This is a genomic window from Streptomyces sp. CA189, assembly GCF_056428985.1.
Genome location: NZ_JBWJVM010000007.1, coordinates 185,223 through 210,299 on the forward strand (window position 1 = coordinate 185,223; position 25,077 = coordinate 210,299).

The 25,077-nt window shown below is 73.0% G+C and carries 22 protein-coding genes; 7 read left to right on the plus strand and 15 right to left on the minus strand.

The window, feature by feature from the left end; all coding sequences use genetic code 11:
* Nucleotides 1-52 precede the first annotated feature (52 nt).
* The gene (locus tag AC061S_RS08725; RefSeq protein ID WP_478685255.1) at nt 53-826 is read left to right on the plus strand and encodes a TrmH family RNA methyltransferase; all 774 of its coding nucleotides are present in this window, start codon (nt 53-55) and stop codon (nt 824-826) included.
* Here the strand turns inward: AC061S_RS08725 and paaN are convergent.
* Nucleotides 823-2,505, minus strand: a complete 1,683-nt coding sequence (gene paaN / locus AC061S_RS08730) for a phenylacetic acid degradation protein PaaN (RefSeq protein WP_478685256.1) — start codon at nt 2,503-2,505, stop codon at nt 823-825. The genes AC061S_RS08725 and paaN overlap by 4 nt on opposite strands.
* A gap of 157 nt (nt 2,506-2,662) precedes the next feature.
* On the opposite strand from paaN, the gene AC061S_RS08735 reads away from it, so the two are divergent.
* A complete protein-coding gene (locus AC061S_RS08735) occupies nt 2,663-4,225 on the plus strand; it encodes a 3-hydroxyacyl-CoA dehydrogenase (protein WP_478685257.1) in 1,563 nt (520 codons plus the stop codon).
* Nucleotides 4,222-4,809 (plus strand): TetR/AcrR family transcriptional regulator, encoded by a 588-nt coding sequence (locus AC061S_RS08740; protein WP_478685258.1) that lies wholly within the window; start codon nt 4,222-4,224, stop codon nt 4,807-4,809. The genes AC061S_RS08735 and AC061S_RS08740 overlap by 4 nt, the downstream gene beginning before the upstream one ends.
* 4 nt (nt 4,810-4,813) lie before the next feature.
* Here the strand turns inward: AC061S_RS08740 and AC061S_RS08745 are convergent, their stop codons facing one another.
* Nucleotides 4,814-5,248: a hypothetical protein gene (locus AC061S_RS08745; protein ID WP_478685259.1), complete on the minus strand. Its 435-nt coding sequence runs from the start codon at nt 5,246-5,248 to the stop codon at nt 4,814-4,816.
* Between the two features lie 93 nt (nt 5,249-5,341).
* Nucleotides 5,342-5,926: an Lrp/AsnC family transcriptional regulator gene (locus tag AC061S_RS08750; RefSeq protein WP_478685260.1), complete on the minus strand. Its 585-nt coding sequence runs from the start codon at nt 5,924-5,926 to the stop codon at nt 5,342-5,344.
* Nucleotides 5,927-6,103: 177 nt separating this feature from the next.
* Between AC061S_RS08750 and pdhA the strand changes: the two genes are divergently transcribed.
* Genes pdhA through AC061S_RS08765 form a run of 3 tightly spaced genes read left to right on the plus strand, consistent with a single transcriptional unit; the run spans nt 6,104 to nt 9,668 of the window.
* Entirely contained in the window at nt 6,104-7,255 is a 1,152-nt protein-coding gene (gene pdhA / locus AC061S_RS08755) for a pyruvate dehydrogenase (acetyl-transferring) E1 component subunit alpha (protein ID WP_478685289.1), read from the plus strand.
* Nucleotides 7,252-8,265 (plus strand): alpha-ketoacid dehydrogenase subunit beta, encoded by a 1,014-nt coding sequence (locus AC061S_RS08760; RefSeq protein WP_478685261.1) that lies wholly within the window; start codon nt 7,252-7,254, stop codon nt 8,263-8,265. The genes pdhA and AC061S_RS08760 overlap by 4 nt, the downstream gene beginning before the upstream one ends.
* Nucleotides 8,265-9,668 carry a dihydrolipoamide acetyltransferase family protein gene (locus AC061S_RS08765; RefSeq protein ID WP_478685262.1) on the plus strand — a complete coding sequence of 468 codons (1,404 nt, stop codon included), beginning with the start codon at nt 8,265-8,267 and terminating at the stop codon, nt 9,666-9,668. Before AC061S_RS08760 ends, AC061S_RS08765 begins: the two co-directional genes overlap by 1 nt.
* Nucleotides 9,669-9,887: 219 nt before the next feature.
* Here AC061S_RS08765 and AC061S_RS08770 read toward each other — a convergent pair whose 3' ends face one another.
* The 11 genes from AC061S_RS08770 to AC061S_RS08820 all read right to left on the minus strand — a co-directional run bounded on the left by AC061S_RS08770 (nt 9,888) and on the right by AC061S_RS08820 (nt 22,673).
* Nucleotides 9,888-10,865 carry an NAD(P)H-quinone oxidoreductase gene (locus AC061S_RS08770; protein ID WP_478685263.1) on the minus strand — a complete coding sequence of 326 codons (978 nt, stop codon included), beginning with the start codon at nt 10,863-10,865 and terminating at the stop codon, nt 9,888-9,890.
* A 65-nt stretch (nt 10,866-10,930) separates the two neighbouring features.
* Nucleotides 10,931-12,031, minus strand: coding sequence for a potassium channel family protein (locus AC061S_RS08775; protein WP_478685264.1), 1,101 nt, complete (start codon nt 12,029-12,031; stop codon nt 10,931-10,933).
* Nucleotides 12,019-13,332, minus strand: coding sequence for a molybdopterin molybdotransferase MoeA (locus AC061S_RS08780; RefSeq protein ID WP_478685265.1), 1,314 nt, complete (start codon nt 13,330-13,332; stop codon nt 12,019-12,021). The genes AC061S_RS08775 and AC061S_RS08780 overlap by 13 nt, the downstream gene beginning before the upstream one ends.
* On the minus strand, nt 13,329-14,255 hold the full coding sequence (locus tag AC061S_RS08785; RefSeq protein WP_478685266.1) for an NTP transferase domain-containing protein: 927 nt from the start codon (nt 14,253-14,255) through the stop codon (nt 13,329-13,331). Before AC061S_RS08785 ends, AC061S_RS08780 begins: the two co-directional genes overlap by 4 nt.
* Before the next feature lie 500 nt (nt 14,256-14,755).
* Nucleotides 14,756-15,295: a bacterial proteasome activator family protein gene (locus AC061S_RS08790; RefSeq protein ID WP_243330999.1), complete on the minus strand. Its 540-nt coding sequence runs from the start codon at nt 15,293-15,295 to the stop codon at nt 14,756-14,758.
* 107 nt (nt 15,296-15,402) lie between these two features.
* Nucleotides 15,403-18,252, minus strand: coding sequence for an FtsX-like permease family protein (locus tag AC061S_RS08795; protein WP_478685267.1), 2,850 nt, complete (start codon nt 18,250-18,252; stop codon nt 15,403-15,405).
* Nucleotides 18,249-18,980: an ABC transporter ATP-binding protein gene (locus tag AC061S_RS08800; protein ID WP_478685268.1), complete on the minus strand. Its 732-nt coding sequence runs from the start codon at nt 18,978-18,980 to the stop codon at nt 18,249-18,251. The genes AC061S_RS08795 and AC061S_RS08800 overlap by 4 nt, the downstream gene beginning before the upstream one ends.
* Nucleotides 18,981-19,013: 33 nt before the next feature.
* Complete coding sequence (locus AC061S_RS08805; RefSeq protein WP_478685269.1) at nt 19,014-19,697, minus strand: PadR family transcriptional regulator; 684 nt, start codon at nt 19,695-19,697, stop codon at nt 19,014-19,016.
* Between the two features lie 143 nt (nt 19,698-19,840).
* Nucleotides 19,841-20,308, minus strand: a complete 468-nt coding sequence (locus tag AC061S_RS08810; RefSeq protein WP_478685270.1) for a hypothetical protein — start codon at nt 20,306-20,308, stop codon at nt 19,841-19,843.
* Nucleotides 20,309-20,375: 67 nt separating this feature from the next.
* Nucleotides 20,376-20,858 carry a hypothetical protein gene (locus tag AC061S_RS08815; RefSeq protein WP_478685271.1) on the minus strand — a complete coding sequence of 161 codons (483 nt, stop codon included), beginning with the start codon at nt 20,856-20,858 and terminating at the stop codon, nt 20,376-20,378.
* Between the two features lie 126 nt (nt 20,859-20,984).
* Nucleotides 20,985-22,673 (minus strand): protein kinase domain-containing protein, encoded by a 1,689-nt coding sequence (locus AC061S_RS08820; protein ID WP_478685272.1) that lies wholly within the window; start codon nt 22,671-22,673, stop codon nt 20,985-20,987.
* A 252-nt stretch (nt 22,674-22,925) separates the two neighbouring features.
* Between AC061S_RS08820 and AC061S_RS08825 the strand changes: the two genes are divergently transcribed.
* Entirely contained in the window at nt 22,926-24,509 is a 1,584-nt protein-coding gene (locus tag AC061S_RS08825; protein WP_478685273.1) for a protein kinase domain-containing protein, read from the plus strand.
* Between the two features lie 90 nt (nt 24,510-24,599).
* Here the strand turns inward: AC061S_RS08825 and AC061S_RS08830 are convergent, their stop codons facing one another.
* Nucleotides 24,600-25,016, minus strand: a complete 417-nt coding sequence (locus AC061S_RS08830; protein ID WP_243330989.1) for a pyridoxamine 5'-phosphate oxidase family protein — start codon at nt 25,014-25,016, stop codon at nt 24,600-24,602.
* Between the last annotated feature and the right edge of the window lie 61 nt (nt 25,017-25,077).

Here is a 25,077-nt window from a genome sequence, read left to right on the forward strand (position 1 = left end):
GGCTGGATCGGGCCGGCGAGGAGGGATCGGGCCGGGACCGTAGGGTCGCGGTATGAGTGAGCAGCACGGGAACAGCGGGACCCCCGACGACACCGAACGGCAGTGGCGGGAGGCCGCCGAGCGGGAGGATCTCGTCCTCCTCGACGGGTTCCACGCGCTGAAGCACGCCCTGCGCTTCGGGGCGGACGTCCGGCTGGTCGTCGCCGAGGAGCCGGACGCCGTACGGGGCCTCGCGCGCGAGCTGGCTCCGGACGTGGAGGCGCAGGTGGCCCGGCTGGTGCGGCGGGCCCCGCTCAAGGGCCTGCTGGCGCGGGTGCACCCCACCGGGGTGGCGGCCCTGGCGGTCCGGCCCGGCCGGGCGGAGGGACGGGCCCGGCTCGACGCACGGCCCAGGACGGCCCCGATCGTGCTCCTCGACAACCCCCGCAACCTGGGCAACGTCGGCGCCGTCGTCCGGCTCGCCGCCGGCTTCGGCGCCACCGGCGTGGTCACCCGCGGCGACCTCGACCCCTGGCACCCCAACGTGGTCCGGGCCGGCGCGGGGCTGCACTACGCCACCACCGTGGACCGGGTGGAGCTCGGCACGCTGCCGCCCGGCCCGCTGTACGCCCTCGACCCGGAGGGCGAGGACATCCGCGCCCTCACCCTCCCGGACGAGGCCCTGCTCGCCTTCGGCTCCGAACGCCACGGCATCTCGCCCGAGCTGCGCGCCCGCGCCGATCACCTGGTGTCCCTGCCGATGCGGCCGCAGGTCTCCAGCTACAACCTGGCCACCAGCGTGGCCATGACCCTCTTCCACTGGGGCGGGCCGAAGGAGACCTTCTAGCCCTGGCGGCGGACCTCCACCACGCGGAAGCGGTTCGACACGAACGCCCCGTCGCACAGCGCGGCGTTCGCCGCCGGGTTTCCGCCGGAGCCGTGGAAGTCGGAGAAGGCCGCGGTCTGGTTCACATAGACCCCGCCCGTCAGGTTCAGCGAGAGCTGCGCCGACTCCTCCAGGCAGACCTCCTCGATGGCCCGCTCGGTGTCCGCGGACGTGGTGTACGCCCCGACCGTCATGGCGCCCTGCTCGCGGACGGTGCGCCGCAGCAGTTCGAGGGCGTCCGCCGTGGAGTCGACCGCCACCGCGAAGGAGACCGGGCCGAAGCACTCCGAGAGGTAGGGGGCGGAGTCGTCCGGCTTGGACGAGTCCAGCTTGACCATCACCGGCGTGCGCACGACCGCGCCCGGGAAGTCGGGGTGCGTCACCTCGCGCGAGGCCAGCGCGACCTCGCCGAGCCCGGCTGCGGCCTCCAGGCGGGCCTTGACGTCCGGGTTGACCAGCGCGCCGAGCAGGGCGTTGGCCCGCGCGTCGTCGCCGAGCAGGCCGCCGACCGCGCCCGCGAGGTCCGCGACGACCTCGTCGTACGTCTTGTGCCCGGCGTCCGTCTCGATGCCGTCGCGCGGGATCAGCAGGTTCTGCGGGGTGGTGCACATCTGGCCGCTGTACAGGGACAGAGAGAACGCCAGGTTGGAGAGCATCCCCTTGTAGTTGTCGGTGGAGTCCAGGACGACGGTGTTGACGCCGGCCTTCTCCGTGTAGACCTGCGCCTGGCGGGCGTTGGCCTCCAGCCACTCGCCGAACTCGGTGGACCCGGTGTAGTCGATGACCTTGATCTCGGGACGGACGGCGAGCTCCTTGGCGATGCCCTCGCCGGGACGCTCCACGGCCAGGGCGACCAGGTTCGGGTCGAAGCCGGCGTCGCCGAGGACCTCGCGGGCCACCTGGACGGTCAGCGCGAGCGGGAGCACGGCGCGCGGGTGCGGCTTGACCAGCACCGGGTTGCCCGTGGCGAGGGAGGCGAAGATGCCCGGGTAGCCGTTCCAGGTGGGGAAGGTGTTGCAGCCGATCATCAGGGAGATGCCGCGCGGGACGGCCGTGAAGGTCTTGCCGAGCTCCAGCGGGTCCTTCTTGCCCTGCGGCTTCGACCAGTCGGCCTGCCCCGGGACGCGGGTCTGCTCCTCGTAGGCGTAGGCGATCGCCTCCAGGCCGCGGTCCTGTGCGTGCGGGCCGCCGGCCTGGAACGCCATCATGAAGGCCTGGCCGCTGGTGTGCATGACCGCGTGCGCGAACTCGTGCGTCCGCGCCGAGATCCGGGCCAGGATCTCGATGCAGACCAGGGCGCGCGCCTCGGGCCCGGCGTCACGCCAGGCGCCCATGCCGGCCCGCATCGCGGGCAGCAGCACCTCCGGGTCCACGTGCGGGTACTCGACGCCGAGCTCCACGCCGTACGGGGAGGTCTCCGCGCCCGTCCAGCCGTCGGTTCCGGGCTGCCCGAGGTCGAGCCGGGTGCCGCGCAGCGCCTCGAAGGCGGCGAGGCCGTCGGCCGGCGCGGTCTCCCCGTACGCCTTGGGGTGCTCGGGGTGCGGGGACCAGTAGGCGCGGCTGCGGATCGTGGCCAGCGCCTGGTCCAGGGTGGGCCGGTGCTTGGCGGACAGCTGGGGGACGGTGAGCTCGGCGGCCATCAGGGACCAACTCCTCTTTGAGCCGGGCGGGATCAGGCGATCGGGGCAGGCAAGAAGGGATGAACAAGAGCAGACTGGAGTTAGAGTAACCGAACGATCGGTCGGGACAAGAGGGCCCGGCAGACCTGTGGACAAGTCGGTGCGGGAGGATCTGGGCATGACAGCAATCGAGCGGTCCCGCACAGTGGCGGTCGTCGGCGCCGGCACCATGGGGCAGGGCATCGCCCAAGTCGCCCTTCTCGCAGGTCACCGCGTGCTGATCTACGACATCGACGCCGTGCTGGCCGCCGACGCGGTCGGATTCGTCCAGGACCGCGTCGAGCGGATGGCCGCCAAGGGCTGGCTGGACCGCGCCGAGGCCGAGGACGCGATCGGCCGGATCGCATCGGCGGCCGAGCTGCCGGAGCTGGCCGGAGCCGCCCTCGTGGTGGAGGCGGTCGTCGAGGACGCCACCGTCAAGCGGGCCCTGTTCGCGGCCCTCGAAGAGGTGGTCTCACCGGAGGCGCTGCTCGCCACCAACACCTCCTCCCTCTCGGTCACCGAGCTCGCCGCCGGCCTCGCGCACCCCGGCCGCTTCCTGGGCCTGCACTTCTTCAACCCGGCCCCGCTGCTCCCGCTGGTCGAGGTGGTCTCCGGGTTCGCGACGGACCCGGCCGCCGCGAACCGCGCGTACGCCACCGTCCTGGGCTGGGGGAAGACGCCGGTGCGCTGCGCCGACACCCCGGGCTTCATCGTCAACCGGATCGCCCGGCCCTTCTATGCCGAGGCCTTCGCGGTGTACGAGGAGCAGGGCGCCGACCCGGCCACCATCGACGCCGTGCTCCGCGAGAGCGGCGGCTTCAAGATGGGTCCCTTCGCGCTGACCGACCTGATCGGCCAGGACGTGAACGAGGCCGTCACCCGCTCGGTGTGGGAGTCCTTCTTCCGCAGCCCCAAGTTCACCCCCTCCCTCGCGCAGCGCCGGCTGGTCCAGTCGGGCCGCCTCGGCCGCAAGTCGGGCCACGGCTGGTACCCGTACGGCCCGGACGCGAAGGTCCCGGCCCCGCACACCGCAGGCCCCGAGGACGCGCCCGCCAAGGTGACCGTCGTCGGTGACCTCGGACCGGCGGCCGGACTCCTCGACCTCCTGGAGGAGGCCGGGATCGCGGTCACCGCCGTCGAGCACGGGGGTCCGTACATCCAGCTCCCGGGCGAGGGGCAGCTCGTGCTCGCCGACGGCAAGACGGCGATCGAGTTCGCCGACGTCGTCTACTTCGACCTCGCCTTCGACTACCGGGGCGCCACCCGGATCGCGCTCTCCGCCAGCGAGGACACGAGCGAGCGGACCCTCTCCGAGGCCGTCGGGCTGTTCCAGAAGCTGGGCAAGAAGGTCTCCGTCATCGGCGACGTCCCCGGCATGATCGTCGCCCGGACGGTCGCGATGCTGATCGACCTCACCGCCGACGCCGTCGCGCGCGGGGTGGCGGGCGCCGAGGACATCGACACGGCGATGCGGCTCGGGGTCAACTACCCGGCGGGTCCGGCCGAATGGCACGACCGGCTCGGCCGCGACTGGGCGTACGACCTGCTGCACCACCTCGACGAGCGCTGTCCCGGAGGCCGGTACGCGCCGTCGCTGGCGCTGTACAAGCTGGGCTACGCGGCGGGCGAAGACGAGGGCGCGGACGAGGGCAGCGCGGACGAAGAGGGCGCCGGCGACGAGGCGGGGGAGACCGAATGACCACGGCCAAGCGGGACACGTACACGCCCGAGACCCTCCTGTCCGTCGCCGTCCAGGTCTTCAACGAGCGCGGCTACGACGGCACCTCGATGGAGCACCTCTCCAAGGCCGCCGGCATCTCGAAGTCCTCGATCTACCACCACGTCGCCGGCAAGGAGGAGCTGCTCCACCGCGCCGTCAGCCGGGCCCTGGACGAGCTCTTCGCGGTCCTGGCCGAGCCGGGGGCGATACGGGGACGCGCGGTCGAACGCGTCGAGTACGTCACGCGCCGCACGGTCGAGGTCCTCGTCGCGGAGCTCCCCTACGTGACCCTGCTGCTGCGGGTCCGGGGCAACACCCGCACCGAGCGCTGGGCCCTGGAGCGCCGCCGCGAGTTCGACCACCAGGTCGCGGAGCTGCTGAAGGCCGCCGCCGCCGAGGGCGACCTGCGGGCGGACGTGGACATCCGGCTCGCCACCCGGCTGCTCTTCGGCATGGTCAACTCCCTGGTCGAGTGGTACCGCCCGCACCCGGGCACCACCCCCGACCAGCTCGCGGACGCGGTGGTCAGCATGGCCCTGGACGGCCTGCGCACGGTCCGCTGACCCCTCAGTCCGGGGTGCGCGCGGGGCGGCTCCGCAGTCGCCAGAGGAGGACGGCGCCGGCCGCGACGGCCAGGGTCAGCGCGCCGTACCCGTAGAGGAGCGTCAGGTCCGGGCGGTGGGCCAGGCCCACGCGGAGGCCCAGGAAGAGGGGTCCCGCGACGTACACGGCGTCCCACTGCAGATGGTGCGCCACCCAGCGCACGAGCAGGAACGCCCAGAAGCCGAGCACGGCCCAGGCGGTGAGGTACGGCCACGGCGAGCCCGGCAGGGGTTCCAGGGGCGTGCCCGCTCCGGCGCCCGCCCAGCGGTGGGCCGCGTAGCCCAGGACCACGACGAGGGCGGTCATGGACGAGGCCCAGCACAGGGAGCGCAGCGGCTCGGGCAGGCGCTGCGCGGGCGAGGGTGAGGGACCGGTGTCGGAGGTGGGGCTCGTGTTCATGTCCGGGCAGACGCGTCCCCGGGACCTCCGGTTGTCATACGCGAGGAGGAGGGTCCCGGCCGGAAGGGCTGGACGGCCCCTCGGGGGCGGACCTCAGTCCTCCGTGATCGTGGGGCCGGCGGTCTGGTCGCGGGCCAGGAGATCCGTTTCCTCGAAGACCAGCAGGGTGCGCGTGGAGAGGACCTCCGGGATGGCCTGGAGGCGGGTCAGGACCAGTTCGCGCAGGGTGCGGTTATCCGGGGTGTGGACCAGGAGCAGGACGTCGAAATCGCCGCTGACCAGGGCGATGTGGGCGGCGCCGGGGAGCTCGCGGAGCTGTTCGCGGACCGTGCGCCAGGAGTTCTGGACGATCTTCAGGGTGATATAGGCGGAGGCGCCCTGACCTGCCCGTTCGTGGTTGACCCGGGCGGTGAACCCCCGGATCACCCCGTCGTCGATGAGCCGGTTGATCCGGGCATAGGCATTGGCCCGGGACACGTGGACCTGCTCGGCGACAGAACGTATGGAGGCCCGGCCGTCCGCCTGGAGCAGACGCACGATCGACCGGTCTATCGGGTCCAGCGGGCGGGGCGGTGCCGCCGGCCCGGGGGCTACCGGCGGTACGGGCGCGCCCCCGAGTGCGCCCCCCGGTCCGGAACCCGCTCCGGAACCCGGTCCGGCCATTTGTTCATCCGTCATCGTCCGATGCCTGCCTCTCCTGGACGTCCTGCACCCATACCAGGGCGTCGGCGCCACTTTGTCCACAGCCTGGAGCCGCCTGTAGCCAAATTGCCCGGACAACCGAACAATCGGTAGGTGAGGGGCCTCACACCCGTGGCCTCCCTGCCCGCTTCCCACGAGGAGGTGTACGCCGCCATGACGGTCCAAGAGCTGCCCGGTGCCGGTGCGTCCCACCGCTCCACCCCGCCGCCCGCCTGGAGGCCCCGTACGGATGCCGCCCCGCTGCTCCCGGACCCCGAGCCGTACCGGGTGCTGGGCACCCCGGCCGCCGACCGGCTCGACCCCGAGCTGATGCGCCGGTGCTACGCCGAGCTGGTGCGCGGCCGCCGCTACAACGCCCAGGCCACCGCCCTCACCCGGCAGGGCCGTCTGGCCGTATATCCCTCCACCGTCGGCCAGGAGGCGTGCGAGATCGCCGCCGCGATGGTCCTGGAGGAGCGGGACTGGCTCTTCCCGAGCTACCGCGACACCCTCGCGGCCGTCGCGCGCGGACTGGATCCCGTACAGGCGCTAACACTGCTGCGCGGCGACTGGCACACCGGGTACGACCCGCGCGAGCGCCGGATAGCCCCGCTCTCGACCCCGCTCGCCACCCAGCTGCCGCACGCGGTCGGCCTGGCGCACGCCGCCCGGCTGCGCGGGGACGACGTGGTCGCCCTCGCCATGGTCGGCGACGGCGGCACCAGCGAGGGCGATTTCCACGAGGCCATGAACTTCGCCGCCGTCTGGCAGGCGCCGGTCGTCTTCCTCGTCCAGAACAACGGCTTCGCGATCTCCGTCCCGCTCGCCAAGCAGTCCGCCGCCCCGACCCTGGCCCACAAGGCCGTGGGGTACGGGATGCCGGGCCGCCTCGTCGACGGCAACGACATCGCCGCCATGCACGAGGTGCTGTCCGAAGCGGTCCGGCGGGCCCGGGCCGGCGGCGGACCGACCATGATCGAGGCCGTCACGTACCGCATAGAGGCCCACACCAACGCCGACGACGCCACCCGCTACCGGGGCGACGCCGAGGTCGAGGCCTGGAAGGCGCACGACCCGATCGAGCTGCTGGAGCGCGAGCTGACCTCCCGCGGCCTGCTGGACGAGGCGGGCATCAAGGCCGCCAAGGACGCGGCCGAGGAGATGGCGGCGGCGCTCCGCGACGGGATGAACGCGGAGCCCGTGCTCGACCCGATGGACCTCTTCGAAAACGTCTACGCGGAGCAGACCGGCCGGCTGCGCGAACAGGCGGCCATGCTCCGTGCCGAGCTGGACGCGGCCGAGCAGGAAGAGGGGGACGGATCATGACCACGGTGGCGGTGAAGCCGGCGGCCACGAAGCCGGCGACCATGGCCCAGGCCCTGAACCGGGCCATGCGCGACGCGATGGCCGAGGACCCGACGGTCCACGTCATGGGCGAGGACGTCGGGGCGCTCGGCGGGGTCTTCCGCATCACGGACGGCCTCGCGAAGGAGTTCGGCGAGGACCGCTGCACGGACACTCCGCTTGCCGAGGCCGGCATACTCGGCGCGGCCGTCGGCATGGCCATGTACGGGCTGCGGCCGGTCGTGGAGATGCAGTTCGACGCGTTCGCGTACCCGGCCTTCGAGCAGCTGATCTCGCACGTGGCGAAGATGCGCAACCGCACGCGGGGCGCGATGCCGCTCCCGATCACGATCCGGGTGCCGTACGGCGGCGGGATCGGCGGGGTGGAGCACCACAGCGACTCCTCCGAGGCGTACTACGTGGCCACGCCCGGGCTCACCGTCGTGACGCCGGCGACGGTCGAGGACGCGTACGGACTGCTGCGCGCCTCGATAGCCAGCGACGACCCGGTGATCTTCCTGGAGCCGAAGCGGCTGTACTGGTCCAAGGCCGACTGGTCGCCCGACGCCCCCGCGGCGGTCCCCGGCATCGGCGAGGCGCTCGTCCGGCGGACCGGCACGAGCGCGACGCTGATCACCTACGGGCCCTCCCTGCCGGTGTGCATGGAGGCGGCCGAGGCGGCCCGCGAGGAGGGCTGGGACCTGGAGGTCGTGGACCTGCGCTCGCTGGTCCCCTTCGACGAGGAGACCGTCGTGGCCTCCGTACGCCGGACGGGGCGCGCGGTGGTGGTCCACGAGTCCGGCGGCTTCGGCGGACCGGGCGCGGAGATCGCCGCCCGGGTCACGGAGCGGTGCTTCCACCACCTGGAGGCGCCCGTGCTGCGCGTCACCGGCTTCGACATCCCGTATCCGCCGCCGATGCTGGAGAAGCACCACCTGCCCGGCGTGGACCGGATCCTGGACACCGTGGCCCGTCTGCAGTGGGAGAACTGATGCCGCAGGTCATGGAGTTCAAGCTGCCGGATCTGGGGGAAGGGCTGACCGAGGCGGAGATCGTCCGCTGGCTGGTCGCGGTCGGCGACGTCGTCGCCATCGACCAGCCCGTCGTCGAGGTCGAGACGGCCAAGGCGATGGTGGAGGTGCCCTGCCCGTACGGGGGCGTGGTCACCGCCCGCTTCGGCGAGGAGGGGACCGAACTGCCCGTCGGCGCCCCGTTGATCACCGTGGCCGTGGGCACGGCCGCCGATCTCGCCGACCTCGCCGATGGCGCGGACGAGCCCGCGGAGTCCTCCTCCGGCTCGGGGAACGTGCTGGTCGGCTACGGCACGGACCACTCACGTCCGGCGCGTCGGAGGCGGGTGCGACCCGGCTCCGCAGCGCCGGGGGCCGCTCCCGCAGGTCCGGCTCCGGCCGCGGTCCCGGCGGTCACGGCACCTGCCGTCATGGCACGTGCCGCGGCACAGGCGGTCACGGCACCGGCGGCCGCCGCACCGGCCGTCGTCGCCGGGCCGGTGCCGGTCATCTCCCCGCTGGTGCGCAAGCTGGCCCGGGACCACGGGGTGGACCTGCGCGCCCTGCGCGGATCGGGCCCCGAGGGCCTGATCCTGCGCGCGGACGTCGAGACGGCGCTGCGCGCACCGGCACAGGCGCCGGCCGCGGCGGCCCCCGCCGCCGCCGTCCCCGTTGCCGCCTCCACCGTGCCGGAGGGCGCCACGCGGATCCCCCTCAAGGGGGTGCGCGGGGCGGTCGCGGACAAGCTGTCGCGCAGCCGGCGTGAGATCCCGGACGCCACCTGCTGGGTCGACGCGGACGCCACCGAGCTGATGGCGGCCCGGGCGGCGATGAACGCCGCGGGCGGCCCCAAGATCTCGGTGCTCGCGCTGCTCGCCCGGATCTGCACGGCGGCCCTGGCCCGCCACCCGGAGCTCAACTCCACGGTGGACCTGGCGGCGAACGAGATCGTCCGGCTGCCGGCCGTGCACCTGGGCTTCGCCGCGCAGACGGAGCGGGGTCTGATGGTCCCGGTGGTCCGGGACGCGCACACGCGCAGCACGGAGTCGCTGTCGGCCGAGTTCGCCCGGCTCACGGAGCTGGCCCGGGCGGGGAAGCTGGCCCCGGCCGATCTCACGGGCGGCACCTTCACCCTGAACAACTACGGGGTGTTCGGGGTTGACGGCTCCACGCCGATCATCAACCACCCCGAGGCGGCGATGCTCGGTGTGGGGCGCATTATTCCGAAGCCGTGGGTGCACCGGGGGGAGTTGGCGGTCCGTCAGGTCGTGCAGCTGTCGCTGACCTTCGATCACCGGGTGTGCGATGGGGGGACCGCGGGTGGGTTCCTGCGGTACGTCGCCGACTGCGTCGAGTCGCCCTCGATGCTGCTGCGCAGCCTGTAGCTCCGCCGGTGTGGGGCGGGTGCGGGTGGTCTGCCCTGCGGGGCGGAGTCCCCTACCCTCCCTTCCACCGTTCCCCGGGCTCTGCCCGGACCCCGGTCCTCAAGCGCCGGACGGGCTGAGGAGGGGTACCGGGCTGCGCCCGGACCCCCTGGGGCTCCGCCCCAGACCCCGCGCCTCAAACGCCGGCGGGGCTGGATGCGGCGCCGGGTGGGATGCAGCTCAGGTGGTCAGGAGCAGTTTGCCCACGTGGGTGCTCGACTCCAGGACGCGGTGGGCCTCGGCTGCCTCGCTCATCGGGTACGTCGCGTGGACCACCGGGTGGATCCGGCCCCCCGCTACCAGGGGCCACACGTGTTCCCGTACGGCCGCGACGATCGCGGCCTTCTCCTCCAGGGGCCGCGCCCGGAGCGTGGTGGCGGTGATCGCCGCCCGCTTCGCCAGCAGGGCGGCCAGGTTGAGCTCCGCCTTGACCCCGCCCTGGAGCCCGATGATGGCGAGGCGGCCGTTCACGGCCAGTGCGTCCACGTTCCGGGTCAGGTACTTCGCGCCCATGATGTCCAGGATCACGTCCGCCCCGGCACCGTCCGTGGCCGCCCGGAGCTCCTCCACGAAGTCCTGCTCGCGGTAGTCGATCAGGATGTCGGCGCCCAGCTCGGCGCAGCGCGCCAGCTTCTCCTTGCCGCCCGCCGTGACCGCGACGCGCGCGCCCACGGCCTTCGCGAGCTGGATCGCCATCGTCCCGATGCCGCTCGATCCGCCGTGCACCAGCAGGGTCTCGCCCGGGCGCAGGCCGGCCACCATGAACACGTTCGACCAGACCGTGGAGACGACTTCCGGCAGGGCCGCCGCCGTCACCAGGTCCACGCCCGCCGGTACCGGCAGCAGTTGGCCCGCCGGGACGGCCACCCGCTGCGCGTACCCGCCGCCGGAGAGCAGCGCGCACACCTCGTCGCCGACCGACCAGCCGGACACCCCGGGCCCGATCGCGGAGATCCGTCCGGAGCACTCCAGGCCGGGATGGGGCGAGGCGCCGGGCGGAGGGTTGTAGAAACCCTGCCGCTGCAGGACGTCGGCGCGGTTTACGGCGCTCGCCGCCACCTCGACGAGGACCTCGCCGTCACCGGCCACCGGGTCGGGTGCGTCGGCCCACACCAGGGCGTCGGGGCCGCCGGGCTGTTCGATGGTGATCGCATGCATGGCCGGAGGCTACCGCTCGGGCGGTAGCCTCCGGTGCCGGACCCGCAAGATCCGAAAGAGACGGCCTAGTCCGCCGAACCCAGCACCACCGGCGGGGTGGCCGACGGGGCCGCGCGGACGATGGTGATCACGCGGTCCGTGAGCTGGAGGGGGCTCGCGTGCGGATCGTCGTACGGGAGCAGGCGGTGGCCGCGCAGGACGCTGACGACCAGGTCGTCGGTGTCCCGGACCGATTTGCCGACCTCCGCGCGGTTCACCGGACGCTCGATCAGATCGAGCCCGCTGCCCTGCTGGATGAGGTCTTCCATCACCGTGCCCGCGCTCGGGCTGAGCACCGAGAGCCCGAGCAGCCGTCCGGCCGCGCTGGCGCTCGTGATGACCGCGTCCGCGCCCGACTGGCGCAGCAGTGGCGCGTTCTCCTCTTCCCGGACGGCCGCCACGATCTTCGCGCCGCGGTTGAGCTGGCGGGCCGTCAGGGTGACCAGGACCGCCGTATCGTCGCGCTGGGTGGCGATGACGATCTGACGGGCCTTCTGGATCTCTGCGCGCAGCAGGACTTCGGAGCGCGTGGCATCGCCGACGACCCCCGTGAACCCCTCCGCGTTGGCGATGTCGATCACCTTGGCGCTGGGGTCGACGATGACGACCTGCTCCTTGCTGAGGCCGGTGGACAGCAGGGTCTGGAGGGCGGAGCGGCCCTTCGTGCCGAAGCCGACGACGACCGTGTGCTCACGCAAGTTCTTCCTCCAGCGGCTCAGCCGCCACTCTTCCCTGGTGCGCTCGGTGAGGACTTCCAGGGTGGTGCCGACCAGGATGATCAGGAACAGCACGCGCAGCGGGGTGATCAGCAGGATGTTGACCAGCCGCGCGCTGTCGCTGTACGGGACGATGTCGCCGTAGCCGGTCGTCGACAGGGTGACGGTCGCGTAGTAGACGCAGTCGAGGAAGTCGACCTGGTCGTTGGCGTTGTCGTGGTAGCCCTCGCGGTCGATCCACACGATCAGGACCGTCAGGAACATCACGAACAGCGCCATCAGCAGGCGCCGGGAGACCTGGCGGAGCGGTTTCTCGACGATGCGCTTGGGCAGTTTGATGCGGCGCGAGACGAGCTTCTCGTCGGCGCCGCGTGCCATCGCGTCGGATCCGTGAAGTTTCACGTGAAACATCCCCCGGAGGCCCACGGGAGATCGAGGATCTCCAACTCCTGTCCGGATCGAGCCCCGTTCGGGGGTACGACGGCCAGCGCGTCCGCGGCGGCCACCCCGCGCAGCATCGCCGGTCCGTTGTAGCGCAGCGGTACGGCGTGGTCCTCGGTCAGCAGGACCGGTACGAGCCGGGTGTCGTGCGGGGGGCCCGGTACGTCGCCCTCCACGGGCACCACGTACCGCGGGCGCGGACGCCGCCCGGCGAGGGCGCGCAGCAGCGGCTCGGCGAGGGTGAGCAGTCCGGAGACGGCGGCCAGCGGGTTGCCGGGCAGGCCCACCAGGTAGCGGCTGTCGGCGCCGTCGCCGAGGCGGGCCAGCAGCATCGGGTGTCCGGGGCGTACGGCGACCCCGTCGACGAGCAGTTCGGCGCCGGCCTTGGCGAGCACGGGGTGGACGTGGTCGACGGGGCCGGAGGCGGTGCCGCCGGTGGTGATGACCACGTCGGCGGTGGAGCCGGTGACGGCGGCCAGCAGTGCTTCGGCGCCCGCCGGGTCGTCGCCGATCCGCCGGACGGCGATGACCTCGGCGCCGAGGCGGCCCAGCCAGGGGCCCAGCATGGGGCTCAGGGCGTCGCGGATGAGGCCGTCGTGCGGGGGGCCCTCGGTGAGCAGTTCGTCGCCGAGCACCAGGATCTCCACGCGCGGCCGGGGCCGGGTGGTGAGCTCGTCGTACCCGGCGGCTGCGGCGAGGCCGAGGACGGCCGGGGTCACCAGGGAGCCGGCCGGCAGCAACAGGTCGCCGGAGCGGCACTCCTGGCCGCGCGGGCGGATGTCCTGGCCGGTGGCGACGGGCCGTTCGGCGTACAGCAGGGTGCCGGCCTCGCGGGAGTGCTCGCTGCGGATCACGGCGGTGGTGTCCGCGGGGATCCGGGCGCCGGTGGCGATCCGTACGGCCTCGCCGTCCGCGAGGGGCGCGGGGAGTTCGCTCCCGGCCAGTGCGCTCTCGCCGGGGCGGATGGTCCAGGGGCCGGGCCCGGCGACGGCCCAGCCGTCCATCGCGGAGGTGTCGAAGGACGGCAGGTCGCTCAGGGCGTCGAGGGGCGCGGCCAGCACCTCGCCGAGGGCGGCGGCCAGCGGGACCCGGTGGGTGCGGCCGCGGACGGCCGCACCGGCGCGGGTGGCGGTCTCCCGGGCCCGGAGCCAGGTCGCGGCGCGGTGGCCACTGCCGCCACCGCCGGCGGCTTCGGAACGGGGGTCGCGGCTGACCAGCGCGAGGGCCTGGTCGAGGGCGCGGTCGGCGTCGGTGCCGGGGTCGGCGGTCATCCGGAACCGGTCGCTTCGGGGCTGGCGGCTTCGCGGCCGGTGGCTTCCGGGGCCCCGGCGGCTTCCGCGGCCTCGCCCTCCGCGGCCCAGCGCAGGGCCAGCTCGGCGGCCTTGCGGGAGGCCTCGGCCACGGCCTGCGCCGGGTCGGCGCCGGTGGCTTCGGCATGGGCCGCCGCGTAGCCGACGAGGAAGGTCGTCAGCGGGGCGGCGGGCCGGGCGACGCCGTGGGCGGCGTCACGGGCGAGGTCGAGCAGGGTCTTGGTGTCGACGGCGACGTCGATGCCCAGCTCGTTCTTGACGGCGGTGATCCATTGCTCCAGCACGGTTCCATGCTCTCTGATTCGGGCGCGGGCGGCGGCGAGATCGTCCCAGGTGTCGCAGTCGAAGGAGGCGAGTGGCGCAGCCGCAGTGACCGGGGTGAGGTCGAGTTCGGCGGTGAGGGCGCGCAGGGGAAGGCCGTTCACCGAGCCGTGTTCGGTGGCCAGCAGGGCGATTTCCCTGCGCAGGGGCTCCGCGCGGTACGCGGCGACCAGGGGCTGGTCTCGGCCGCCCGGGTCCCGGAGCAGGGCTCCGTCCCGGGCGTGGTGTTCGGGCGCGTCGAGGGTCCCGAGCAGGGCGCGGACCGTCTCCCGGTCCAGGAACGGCAGATCGGCGGAGAGTACGAGGACCAGCGGGGCGGTGGTGTGCCGCAGCCCGGCGTCCAGCGCGGCGAGAGGGCCGCCGCCGGGGGGGTCCTCCCGGGTCCAGTGCACGGGCCGGGCCGTTGGCCTGCGGCCGGCTACGACGACGGTGGTGCGGGCGTCCGTGCAGGCGTCCAGGACGCGGTCGAGGAGGGGGCGGCCGCCGACCTGGAGGCCGGGTTTGTCGGCTCCGCCCAGTCGGCTTGCGGCGCCGCCTGCCAGGACGATGGCGTCGTAGGTCATTCCCTCAGTATGAGGGGGGGTTGGGGCGGATGGGCTGAGGGGGTTACCGGGTTCTTACCCGGTCGCCCGGGCGTGGGCTGCGGGGCCGCTGCGCGGGGCGGAGTCCCCTACCCTCCCCCAGACTTCGTCCGGGGGGACCCCCGGTTCCTCCGTTCCCAGGGCTCGGCCCTGACCCGGTCCTCAAACGCCGGACGGGCTGGAGGGGGTACCGGGCTGCGCCCGGACCCCCTGGGGCTCCGCCCCGGACACCGGTCCTCAAGCGCCGGACGGCTGACAGATCCTGGGGCTCCGCCCCGGACACCGGTGCTCAAGCGCAGGACGGCTGGAAGATCCTGGGGGCTCCGCCCCGGACACCGGGGCTCGAGCGCCGGACGGTTGGAAGATCCTGGGGCTCCGCCCCGGACGCCGTGCCGCAAACGGCGGCGGGGTGGATTGGTTTGGTGGGGTACATGGCTCCGGGGCCGCCCGGAGGCGGCCCCGGAGGGTGTGGGCGGGGTGGGTTAGAGGTACGGGCCCGAGCGGATGGCGCCGTGGGGGCCGTCTTCGTCGTCCTCGTGGGAGGAGCCCGGCGGGAGGGCTCGGCGCATCTGTTCGAGCTGGGCCCGCGCCGCCATCTGCTGCGCGAACAGGGCCGTCTGGATGCCGTGGAACAGGCCTTCCAGCCAGCCCACCAACTGCGCCTGGGCGATCCGCAGTTCCGCCTCGGACGGGATCGCCTCCTCCGTGAAGGGAAGGGAGAGCCGCTCCAGTTCCTCGACCAGCTCGGGAGCCAGGCCGTCTTCCAGCTCCTTCACCGACGCTGCGTGAATGTCCTTGAGACGGACCCGGCTGGCCTCGTCCAGAGGTGCGGCGCGTACCTCTTCCAGGAGTTGCTTGATCATGCTGCCGATCCGCATGACCTTGGCGGGCTGTTCGACCATCTCCGTCACCGGGACCTCGCGCGACTCGTCATCGGCGCCGCCGACCGGCATCCCGTCCTGCCCCACGATCAGGCCGTGCGGGGGGCTGTCCTGCGACCGTTCACTCCTCGGCATCTCCATGCCGTCATTCTCTCGCACACCTTCGTATTCACACGGTGTGCCCCCGCACGGGCGTGATCCACCCTGTGCGGGGGCACCAACTGGGACGCTCGTCGGCGCCGGACGCGTCAGACCTCGCGGCGGGCCAGTGCTCCGCTCGAACGGGTGACCAGGGCCGCCAGCAGCGCCGCGCCCACCGGGACGACGATCAGCAGACCGGCCAGCGTGGTCCACGGCACCGCGATCGGGACGTAGGGGATGGCCTCGGAGGCCGCCGCGTAGCCGTTCTCGATGCCCGACCGGACCAGATCGGCCGCGGCCCGCCGCTCGGTGAGCCGGAGCCCGACCGCCGGCAGGATCCCGGCCGCCGAGCCGAGGAGCACGCCCATCAGGGCGACCACCCCGCACTGGAAGCCGCTGAGCGTGCGCCGCACCCGCGGCGGTGCGCCGACCGCCGCCAGGGTCTTCAGGTCGCCCTCGGCGTCCGCCTGGGCCAGGCCGGTGGCGATGCCGGCCGCGCCGATGGTGACCAGGCCCGCGAAGACGGTCAGGACGAGCATGACCAGGCTGTCGCTGCCCTCGTAGCCCTTCTCGATCCGCACGTTCGTGTCCAGGCCCAGCTTGTCCAGGGCCCCGTCGAGCCGCTGGCGCTGCTCGGAGCTCGCGCCCCCGTCGAGGGTGAAGTACGAGCCGAAGGGGACGGTGGCGATGCCGGCGCTCTTCGCGGCCGAGGGCGGCAGCACCAGGGCCAGGCCGTAGCCGTTCACCGACTCGGGTGCCTGGTACGCGGCGAAGACCTTGTCCTGGCCGGGCGCCGGCTCATCGGGCGCGGAGCCGGGGGCGGGCTCGCCCCGGCCCGTGATCAGCCGGACGGTGACCTTGTCCTCGCGCACGTTCTGCTTCTTGAAGGAGAGGGCCTTGCCCGCCTTCAGCGCGGCCGCGGCGCCCGGGTCCTCGACGGCCAGGACGGACAGCAGCTTCTCGTCGGCGACGACCACGGAGTGCTGGATGCCGAAGCGGTCGTTCTGGCAGCGCCAGTCGTTGCGCAGCTCCTTCTGCTGGGCCAGGGTGAACGAACTCGGTCCGTTCTCGGCCGAGTAGAGGGGGCAGCGCTGCTCCTTCGGGATGATGATCTCGGCCCGTCCGCATTCCGCGTCCTTCCCGTACGGGGCACACCCGGGCTTGCCGACGGTGATCCGGTCCACGTCGGCCCGTACGTCCACCGGGAGTTGCTGCGACAGGGTCTCGCGCATCGCGGGCACGTCCCGGTACGCGGTGTACTCGTAGCTCTCGATCAGCCCGGCGCCGTAGGGGAGCTGGGCGACGTACTCGTGCCGCGCCTGGATCTCCTTGCTGTGCTGGTACGTGGCCACGGCGACGGTGCCGGCGACGGCGGCCAGTACGGCGGCCACGGCCGGCGCGGTGCGCCCCCGGTTGCGGACGGCGTCGCGCAGCGCGAGGCGGGGCGACAGCGGCAGCCACCGGCCGGCCCGGCCGAACAGGCCGACCAGGGTGGGGGTGAGGGCGACGACGCCGAGCTCGGCGATGGCGCTGCCGCCCGCGACGACGGTGACGCCCATCTCGGAGACGGAGCCGAACAGGGCGATGGCGGCACCGGCCGCGATGGCGATCAGGCCGAGGACGGGCAGCACCCGGTTGGCCCGGCGCACGCCGCGGCGGCCGGTGAGGGAGGCCAGCACGGTCTGCCGGGAGGCGTTGACGGCGGGGACGATGGCGGCCAGCAGCCCGGTCAGGACGGCGAGCAGGCCGATGGCGAGGAGCTCCAGCGGGCGGACGTCGAAGCTGCCGAACCGCCTGCCGATCGTGTCCTCCAGCACCGGGCGCAGCCCCACGGTGAGGGCGATGCCGAGGGCGGTGCCGGTGACGGCCGCCGCGGCGCCGATGACGAGGCCGCCGGAGAGCACGATGGCCCGGATGTGCCGCCGGTCACCGCCGTTGGCGCCGACCAGGCCGAGCTGGCGGCGCGAGCGCCGGGCGCCGACCGCGAAGGCGGGTCCGGCCAGCAGGCAGATCTCCAGCATGGCGAGGCCGACGACGGTGGAGACGATGGCGAGTTCGGTGGCCCCGATGACGGCTCCGGGCCGCCACATGTTCCCGGGCTCCTGCTGGTAGAGCGGCACGTCGGAGTCGGCCGGAGGGTCGAGCAGCACGGCGCGCGATTCGACGATGAGGTGCTGCTTGGCGTTGGTCTCCTTGACCATGTTCCACGTGAAACCTTCGCCGCCGACCTTCACCAGGTACGCGTCCTGGGGGTTCATTCCCGAGCCGCCGGCGGCCTTCAGGTCCCGGTCGAGCGGGGCCAGCAGGGTGCCGGGCCGGGCCAGGAGCTGTGCGCTGTGCAGGTTGTCGGGCATCTCGTAGACGCCGACGATCTTGTACGAGGCGGTCGACTCGCGCGGGGTCACGCTGGAGCCGAGGAAGTACCCGGACTCCTCCAGGAAGGCGCCGGTGGCGAGGATCTCGCCGGGAGCCTGCGGCAGCCGGCCGCGCTCCAGCGTCCACAGGCCCTTGACCAGCGGGCTCGCGGGGTCCACCTCGCGGAGCTCGGTCTCCAGGATCCCGTACCGGGTGCGGACCTTGGCGTAGGACTTGCTGTCCTTGACGGACTGGGCCCCGGCCGGGAGCTGGGGTGCGGCGGCGGGTTCGTCCCGGCCGCCGGGGCTCCCTTCGAGCTTTTCGTATCCGCCGACCGGGGCGTAACTCTGCGCGTCGGGGCTCTGGTAGAGGGGAGCGCCCATGTGGGGGTCGGTCACCTTGGCGTCGGCGGCGCCGAGTACCCGTCCGACGCGCTGTTCGGGGGAGAGCTCCGAGCTGCGCACGGTGAGGTCGACGGCGCTCACGCCGACGATCGGCAGGGCGATCATGGCCAGGACGAGGGCGCTGCGGCCCTTGGAGCGCCAGGCGTCGCGGCGGGCTATCCGGATCGCCGCGATCCAGGAGTGGTACGAGGAGATCACTGAGCGGCCGCCTGCCCGGAGAGCAGGGAGTCGGCCTGGCTGCGCAGGGTCTCGTCGACGACGCTGCCGTCGCGCAGGAAGACCACGCGGTCGGCCCATGCGGCGAAGCGCGGCTCGTGGGTGACCAGGATCCCGGCCGCACCGGCGTCGCAGCGCGAGCGCAGCAGGGCGAGTACGGACTCCCCGGTCTCGGAGTCCAGGGCGCCGGTCGGCTCGTCGGCGAGGACGAGGCGGCGGTCGCCGACCAGCGCGCGGGCGATGGCCACGCGCTGCTGCTGGCCGCCGGACATCTCGTCGGGGAAGCGGTCGGCGAGCTGGCCGAGGTTCATCTCCTCCAGGGCCGAGAGCGCCGAGACGCGGGCCTTGCGGGCGGAGACCCCGTCGAGTTCGAGCGGCAGGGAGACGTTCTCGGCCGCGGTGAGGGCCGGGATCAGGTTGTAGTCCTGGAAGACGTACCCGATGCTGCGGCGGCGCAGGGCGGCCAGCTGCTTGCGGCTCGCGGTGGTGATGTCGGTGCCCTCGACGATCACCTTGCCGCTGCTCGGGGTGTCGAGTCCGCCGGCGAGGGTCAGCAGCGTGGACTTGCCGGACCCGGAGGGGCCCATGACGGCGACGAGTTCGCCGGGGTACACGGAGAGGTCGATCCCGCGCAGGGCGTGCACCTCGGTGGCGCCGCTGCCGTGGATGCGGACGAGCTGGTCCAGCTGCAATACGGGCTGGTCGGGCATGAAGGGTTCCCCCCTGGGACGTGGAGCGGTGGTTCAGACCCGCCGCGTGCGGGCGGTACGGGAAAGAGACCGGTCGGTGGTCGTGGGTGTGGTCGGGACGGTGGTGGCCTCGGAGCCCGCGGGGGCCCCGGGGCCCTCGGGCGGCTCGGCCTCGGCCGGTGCGCGCTCCCCGCGCGCGGCCAGCCGTACGAGCCGGGACTCGCAGTGGTCGAGCCAGCGGGCCTCGGCCTCGGTCTGGAAGATCAGCTGTTCCAGGACGAGCAGCCAGGCGATGTCGTCGCGTTCGCCGGAGCGCCCGCTCTCGATGGCGGCGAGAGCCTGTGCCTTGAGCCGGGTGTAGTCCTGCATGGCCTGGACAGTGGCGTGCCGCTGTGCCTGGATGACGGCGCGGATGTCCACGCCGGGCGCGCCGACGGCCATGGCGAGCTTGATGGCGAGCTCGTCCCGGGGCGGGTTGGCCCGGTCGACGGGACGCTCGTACCACTCGCGCAGTTCGTGGCGCCCGATCTCGGTGATGGCGTACAGGGTGTGCCCGGCCGGGTCCTCGCCGCCGGGGGCGACGAGGCCGTCGCGCTCCAGCCGGGCGAGCGTGGTGTACACCTGCCCGACGTTGAGCGGCCAGGTGGAACCGGTGCGGGACTCGAATTCGGTGCGCAGCTGGGAGCCGTACCGGGGGCCCCGTTCCAGCAGGGCGAGAAGGCCGTGGCGGATCGACATACTCAGTATGTATACCGAGTATGCACCTCTCCGCAACCATCCTAGGGCCTACGCCCCAAGGGGGACCCGGCGACCGGGCCGGGTGCGGGACCGGGTGCGGGACCGGGTGCGGGACCGGGGTGGGGCGGGTGTGGGGCCGGGGGCTACATGCCCCGGCGCAGCCGCATTCCCATGAATCCGAGACCCAGCCCCATCAGGGCGAATCCCGTTCCGAGCGGCAGTATGTGCGCGGCCAGGTCGGCGGCCCGCTCGTTCGGCTCGGTGCCGAGCGCGCCGATCACCGGGATCACCGGGGGTTCGGAGGGGGCCGCGGGAACCGGCGGTACCGGTTCGGTGCGCGGGTACTTCGGGACGGGGCGCGCGGCGAGCACGGTCTCGGGATTGGCGGGCTCGCCCACCGGCCGCCCGGGCCGCTCCCGCCCGGCCCCGGCGGAGCTTCCGGCGAGATCCTCGAAGGCCCGGTCCGCTGCGTCCGCTCCCGCTGCCGCCGCGGCGGAGACGGAAGCCGGCGCGGAGACGGCGGCCGCGGCGTGCGCGGGCGCCGTGATCAGCAGCGTGGCGGTTGCCATCGCTGCCCCGGCGGTCCAGCACAGCGCGCGGGCGTAGGTCACGGACTCAGATTCGCATAACCGGACAAAACCGGCATTCCGTACAGGCCGTTCGGGATGCCGGCCCCACCTACAAGGTCGGGTTCTTCACGGATCCGGACCCGCACAGCGTCCGGTAGCCGGCGTCGTCGAACGCCGCGGCCTGTACGCCGACCCGGTCGATCCCGCGCTTGTCCTGCAGGCTGGTTTCCCAGGTGCGGCTCTTGCCGGCGCCGCCCTTGTTGAAGCGCCAGGGCCACTCGTGCGAGCGCCCCGAGTGGTCCAGCGTGTAGAGCTGGACGCCCGCGACGCGGGCGTCGTCCGCGGTGTCCACGGAAGTGAGCTTGACGCGGACGATCGTGGAGCCGTTCAGCCACGTCCAGTCGGCGCTGCCGTAGGCGCCGACGGAATCGCAGCTGGAGGAGGCGCCGGCGGCCGAGGCGGGCCCGGCGGCGAGCGCGCCCACCGCCAGCGCCGCGGCGCCGGCGGTGAGGACGCGTACGAGGCCGCGTGCGCGGTTGCGTGCGGAGTCGCGTGCGGAGTCGGGTACGAGGTTGCGTGCAGGGCGGTGCATCAGGACTCCCGGAGGTGCGGCGGGCGTGACCTGCGCGTATGTATCAGAACCGGCGCACGGCGGGCGAACTCCGCTTCACCCCTGCGGGTCGCACCCCTTCGCATCCCTCGGGCACGACCGCGCGGATCACTCCGGGTCGCCGGTGGAGATCCACAGGGTGAAGGTGGTGTTGGCCGGGTCGATCGCGTCGCCCCCCTCGGGGGTCTGCTGCACGATGGTCCCCTCGCCGTAGACCGCCTCGTCCCGGGGCTTCTCCTCGTACTTCCAGCCGCCGGCCCGGATGCACGCCTTCACCGAGACCTGGTTCATGTACCGGAAGTCCGGCGCCTCCACCTTGCCGACCTGGGTGCGGGCCTTCTGGGGCTCCTTGCACTTGGACTCCTCGATCGTCCGCGAGAGGTCCGGCCCCTTGTGCCCGGCCTTCGCCGGGCCGGACGCCGAGGTGGAGGAGCCCGGGGGCGTCGGCCCGGCCTTGTCCTTGTCGTCGCCGCCCAGGTCCAGCGCGGCGATCAGCCCGCCGACGGCCGCCAGCGCCACCACGACGGCCCCCACCAGGACCGGGACGTTCTTCTTCCGCCCGCCCGCGGCCGCAGCCTGACCGGTCTGCCCGCCCTGCGGCGACATCGTGTACGGCGGCGGGGTCGCGACCCCGTACGGCGCCGGGGTCGGCGCCTGCTGGTGCTGCTGGTGCTGCTGCTGGTGCTGCTGCGGGTACCCGTACGCCCCGGACTGCGGCGGCGGCGTCGGCGCGTACGCGGACGGCACTGGGGTGTGCGGCGCCTGGTACGGCTGCTGCACCGAGTGCGGCGGCGCCTGCAGACCGGAGTCCACCGGCGGGAACACGGCCGAGCCGAGCCCGGCGCCGCTGTTCGTCGGGTGCGCGCCCGGGACGATGACCGGGGCCCCGGTGTGCCCGGAGCCCGCCACCCGCGCGACCTCGTCGAGCATGGCGGCGGCGGTGGGGAAACGCTCGTTCGGGTTCTTCTTCAGGGCCCGCGCCACCAGCGCGTCCATCGCCGGGGTGACGGAGCGGTTGATGGAGGAGGGCGCGACCGGCTCCTCCTGCACGTGCGCGTACGCCATGCCCAGGGCCGAGTCGGCGACGAAGGGGACCCGCCCGGTCAGCAGCTCGAAGAGCATGATGCCCACCGAGTACAGGTCGGAGCGGGCGTCCACGGCCCGCCCGAGCGCCTGCTCGGGGGAGAGGTACTGCGGGGTGCCGACGACCATGCCGGTCTGCGTCATCGAGGTGACCCCCGACTGCATGGCCCGCGCGATGCCGAAGTCCATGACCTTGACCACTCCGCGCCGCGTCACCATGACGTTGCCCGGCTTGATGTCGCGGTGGACCAGCCCCATCTCGTGGCTGCTCTCCAGAGCCGCCAGGACGTCGGCCGTCACCTTCAGCGCCTTGTCGGCCGGCATGGCCCCGTACTGCCTGATGTCGCCGTCCAGGACGGAGCCGAGCGGCTGGCCCTCGACGTACTCCATGACGATGTACGGCATGACCGCGCCGTCGGCCGTCGAGGGGTTCGCGAAGGAGACGACTCCCTCACCGGTGTCGAAGACCGAGACGATGTTGGTGTGCGACAGTTTCGCTACAGCCTGCGCTTCGCGGCGGAAGCGTTCGCGGAAGGACTGTTCGCGCCCGAGCTCGCTGTGCAGCGTCTTGATGGCGACCTGGCGGTCGAGCGCCGAGTCGTATGCGAGGTATACGGAGGCCATGCCTCCCTCGCCGAGCAAGTCCCTTAGCTGGTAACGGCCACCGGCCAAAGAGCCGCCCGCGTACTGGCCCTGGGTGCCGTCCTGGCTCATGACTGTTGCTTCCCCTCGGGATGTGTCCCTACGCCTCTGGCTGAGCGCATGTCGGCCTCAGTCTGCCGGAGGGCAAGCACACGTCAAGCCAGGTTCCCGTTCCGTGACCACAAGGCCACAGGGGGTCCACAGGCGGCCCACGGCGGGTCCTCGTCCGAACGGTGACCGGTTCTGAGGCTGTAGCGTTCGTCGGAGCACACGATGAGGACCCATCCGCTGAGCGGCGGCCGAGACAGACGACGGTGAGGACTGATGGCACCCGAACCCGAGGGAAGCGGCGCCGGGATGGCAGAGGGTCCTGAGCACTGGGGCGCGGGCGGCCTGGTGGGTGACGGCCGTTACCGGCTGACCCACCGTCTGGGCCGGGGCGGCATGGCCGAGGTCTTCGCCGCGGAGGACGTCCGGCTGGGCCGGACCGTCGCCGTCAAACTGCTGCGCCCCGACCTCGCCGAGGACCCGGTGTCCAAGGCCCGCTTCACGCGCGAGGCTCAGTCGGTCGCCGGCCTCAACCACCATGCCGTGGTCGCCGTGTACGACTCGGGCGAGGACCGGGTCGGACCGAACGTCGTCCCCTACATCGTCATGGAACTGGTCGAGGGCCGCACCATCCGCGACCTGCTGATCAGCGCCGAGGCCCCGGGCCCCGACCAGGCGCTGATCATCACCTCCGGCGTGCTCGAAGCGCTCGCGTACTCGCACCAGCACGGCATCGTGCACCGTGACATCAAGCCCGCCAACGTGATCATCACGGACACCGGCGCGGTCAAGGTGATGGACTTCGGCATCGCGCGCGCCCTGCACGGCGCGCAGTCGACGATGACCCAGACCGGCATGGTCATGGGCACGCCGCAGTACCTCTCGCCCGAACAGGCCCTCGGCAAGGCCGTGGACCACCGCTCCGACCTGTACGCGACGGGCTGCCTGCTCTACGAACTCCTCTCGCTGCGTCCCCCGTTCACCGGGGAGACCCCGCTCTCGGTGGTCTACCAGCACGTGCAGGACGCGCCGATCCCGCCCTCGCAGCTGCCGGAGGGCGGCCAGATCCCGCAGGAGCTCGACGGGCTCGTCATGCGCTCCCTCGCGAAGGACCCGGACGACCGGTTCCAGAGCGCCGAGGAGATGCGCGGGCTGGTCCAGTACGCCCTGCAGATGCTGCACGACCAGGGGCCCAACAGCGGCACCTGGAACACCGGCCCGGTCACCATGGCGCTGCCGCACGGCCGCGGCCCGGCGCAGACCACGGCGATGGCGACGCCCGGCCAGGGCCAGCCGCCGTACGGCTCGCACTCCTCGACCTCGCAGTTCCAGCAGCCGATGGTGCCGCCGCTGAACCCGGACGACGGCTCCGCCTACCCCGGCGGGGGCGGCAACGGCCACGGCGGGACCGGCGGGTACGACGGTTACGACGGGTACGGCGACCGCCCTTCCGGCGGCAACTGGAAGCTGTGGCTGTTCGCGGTCCTTGCCGTCCTCGCGGTCGCGGGCGGCGTGGCGTACGCGGTCAACGGCTTCGGCGGCACGAAGGAGCCCGGCACGGGCGTGACCCCGCCGGCGAGTTCCGCGTCCTCCTCGGCCGGTACGACGCCGGAGAGTTCGGTGCCGGAGACCTCGGTCTCCCACTCGGCGCCGGAGAGCTCGTACTCCTACTCGGCGCCCCCGACCCGCAGCAAGTCCCCGTCGCAGAGTTACTCCCCGTCGCCGAGCTACTCGCCGTCGCCGTCGCCGTCGACCTCGCCGAGCACGTCGAAGTCACCCTCGCCGAGCACGTCGAAGTCGCCCTCGCCGAGCCCGTCGAAGTCGCCCGAGGACAACGGGATCGGGGACGAGGGACAGTAGCCCTGCGTCATCGGAACGGCCCGGCGGCCCCTCTCTATGCGAGGGGCCGCCGGGCCGTTCTCCGTGGGACCAAAGTCCCGCGCGGGTCGCTCAGAGCGCGTGCTGGTACTGCCGGTCCAGATTGCCGGCGAGGGTGTGGACGGTGACCAGGTGCGGCTCGATCCGCATGTAGACGGGGTCGAAGACCGCGCCGTCCACGAAGTGCGGACCGGGTCCGAACAGCTCGAGTTCGGCGGTGGTGGGTTCGACGAGGTTCGCGGTGCCGGTGAACTGCACCGACCACAGCTGGGACTCGCCGGAGTTGAAGTTGTCGGCTCCGTACGAGACCACGCTGCCGTTGCAGGCTTGGTGGTAGCCGAAACCGGCGTGCATTCTCAGGACGACCTTGCCGTTCACCACGATGTGGCGCGCGACGGCGAGGAAGGGCAGCGCGCGCATGCTGGTGGCGGCTCGGCCGTACGGCACGCGGCGCAGCAGTTCGATGGCGTGGAGTTCCTCTGGGGACATGTCGTCCACTGTCCGGTACCGACACCCTGCCGGAAAAGAGGAGCCCGCCCCGCACATCGGG

Coding starts and splice junctions, on each gene's coding strand:
- AC061S_RS08725 (WP_478685255.1), top strand. CDS start 53: ATGAGTGAGCAGCACGGGAACAGCGGGACCCCCGACGACACCGAACGG.
- paaN (WP_478685256.1), bottom strand. CDS start 2,505: ATGGCCGCCGAGCTCACCGTCCCCCAGCTGTCCGCCAAGCACCGGCCC.
- AC061S_RS08735 (WP_478685257.1), top strand. CDS start 2,663: ATGACAGCAATCGAGCGGTCCCGCACAGTGGCGGTCGTCGGCGCCGGC.
- AC061S_RS08740 (WP_478685258.1), top strand. CDS start 4,222: ATGACCACGGCCAAGCGGGACACGTACACGCCCGAGACCCTCCTGTCC.
- AC061S_RS08745 (WP_478685259.1), bottom strand. CDS start 5,248: ATGAACACGAGCCCCACCTCCGACACCGGTCCCTCACCCTCGCCCGCG.
- AC061S_RS08750 (WP_478685260.1), bottom strand. CDS start 5,926: ATGACGGATGAACAAATGGCCGGACCGGGTTCCGGAGCGGGTTCCGGA.
- pdhA (WP_478685289.1), top strand. CDS start 6,104: ATGACGGTCCAAGAGCTGCCCGGTGCCGGTGCGTCCCACCGCTCCACC.
- AC061S_RS08760 (WP_478685261.1), top strand. CDS start 7,252: ATGACCACGGTGGCGGTGAAGCCGGCGGCCACGAAGCCGGCGACCATG.
- AC061S_RS08765 (WP_478685262.1), top strand. CDS start 8,265: ATGCCGCAGGTCATGGAGTTCAAGCTGCCGGATCTGGGGGAAGGGCTG.
- AC061S_RS08770 (WP_478685263.1), bottom strand. CDS start 10,865: ATGCATGCGATCACCATCGAACAGCCCGGCGGCCCCGACGCCCTGGTG.
- AC061S_RS08775 (WP_478685264.1), bottom strand. CDS start 12,031: ATGTTTCACGTGAAACTTCACGGATCCGACGCGATGGCACGCGGCGCC.
- AC061S_RS08780 (WP_478685265.1), bottom strand. CDS start 13,332: ATGACCGCCGACCCCGGCACCGACGCCGACCGCGCCCTCGACCAGGCC.
- AC061S_RS08785 (WP_478685266.1), bottom strand. CDS start 14,255: ATGACCTACGACGCCATCGTCCTGGCAGGCGGCGCCGCAAGCCGACTG.
- AC061S_RS08790 (WP_243330999.1), bottom strand. CDS start 15,295: ATGGAGATGCCGAGGAGTGAACGGTCGCAGGACAGCCCCCCGCACGGC.
- AC061S_RS08800 (WP_478685268.1), bottom strand. CDS start 18,980: ATGCCCGACCAGCCCGTATTGCAGCTGGACCAGCTCGTCCGCATCCAC.
- AC061S_RS08805 (WP_478685269.1), bottom strand. CDS start 19,697: ATGTCGATCCGCCACGGCCTTCTCGCCCTGCTGGAACGGGGCCCCCGG.
- AC061S_RS08815 (WP_478685271.1), bottom strand. CDS start 20,858: ATGCACCGCCCTGCACGCAACCTCGTACCCGACTCCGCACGCGACTCC.
- AC061S_RS08820 (WP_478685272.1), bottom strand. CDS start 22,673: ATGAGCCAGGACGGCACCCAGGGCCAGTACGCGGGCGGCTCTTTGGCC.
- AC061S_RS08825 (WP_478685273.1), top strand. CDS start 22,926: ATGGCACCCGAACCCGAGGGAAGCGGCGCCGGGATGGCAGAGGGTCCT.
- AC061S_RS08830 (WP_243330989.1), bottom strand. CDS start 25,016: ATGTCCCCAGAGGAACTCCACGCCATCGAACTGCTGCGCCGCGTGCCG.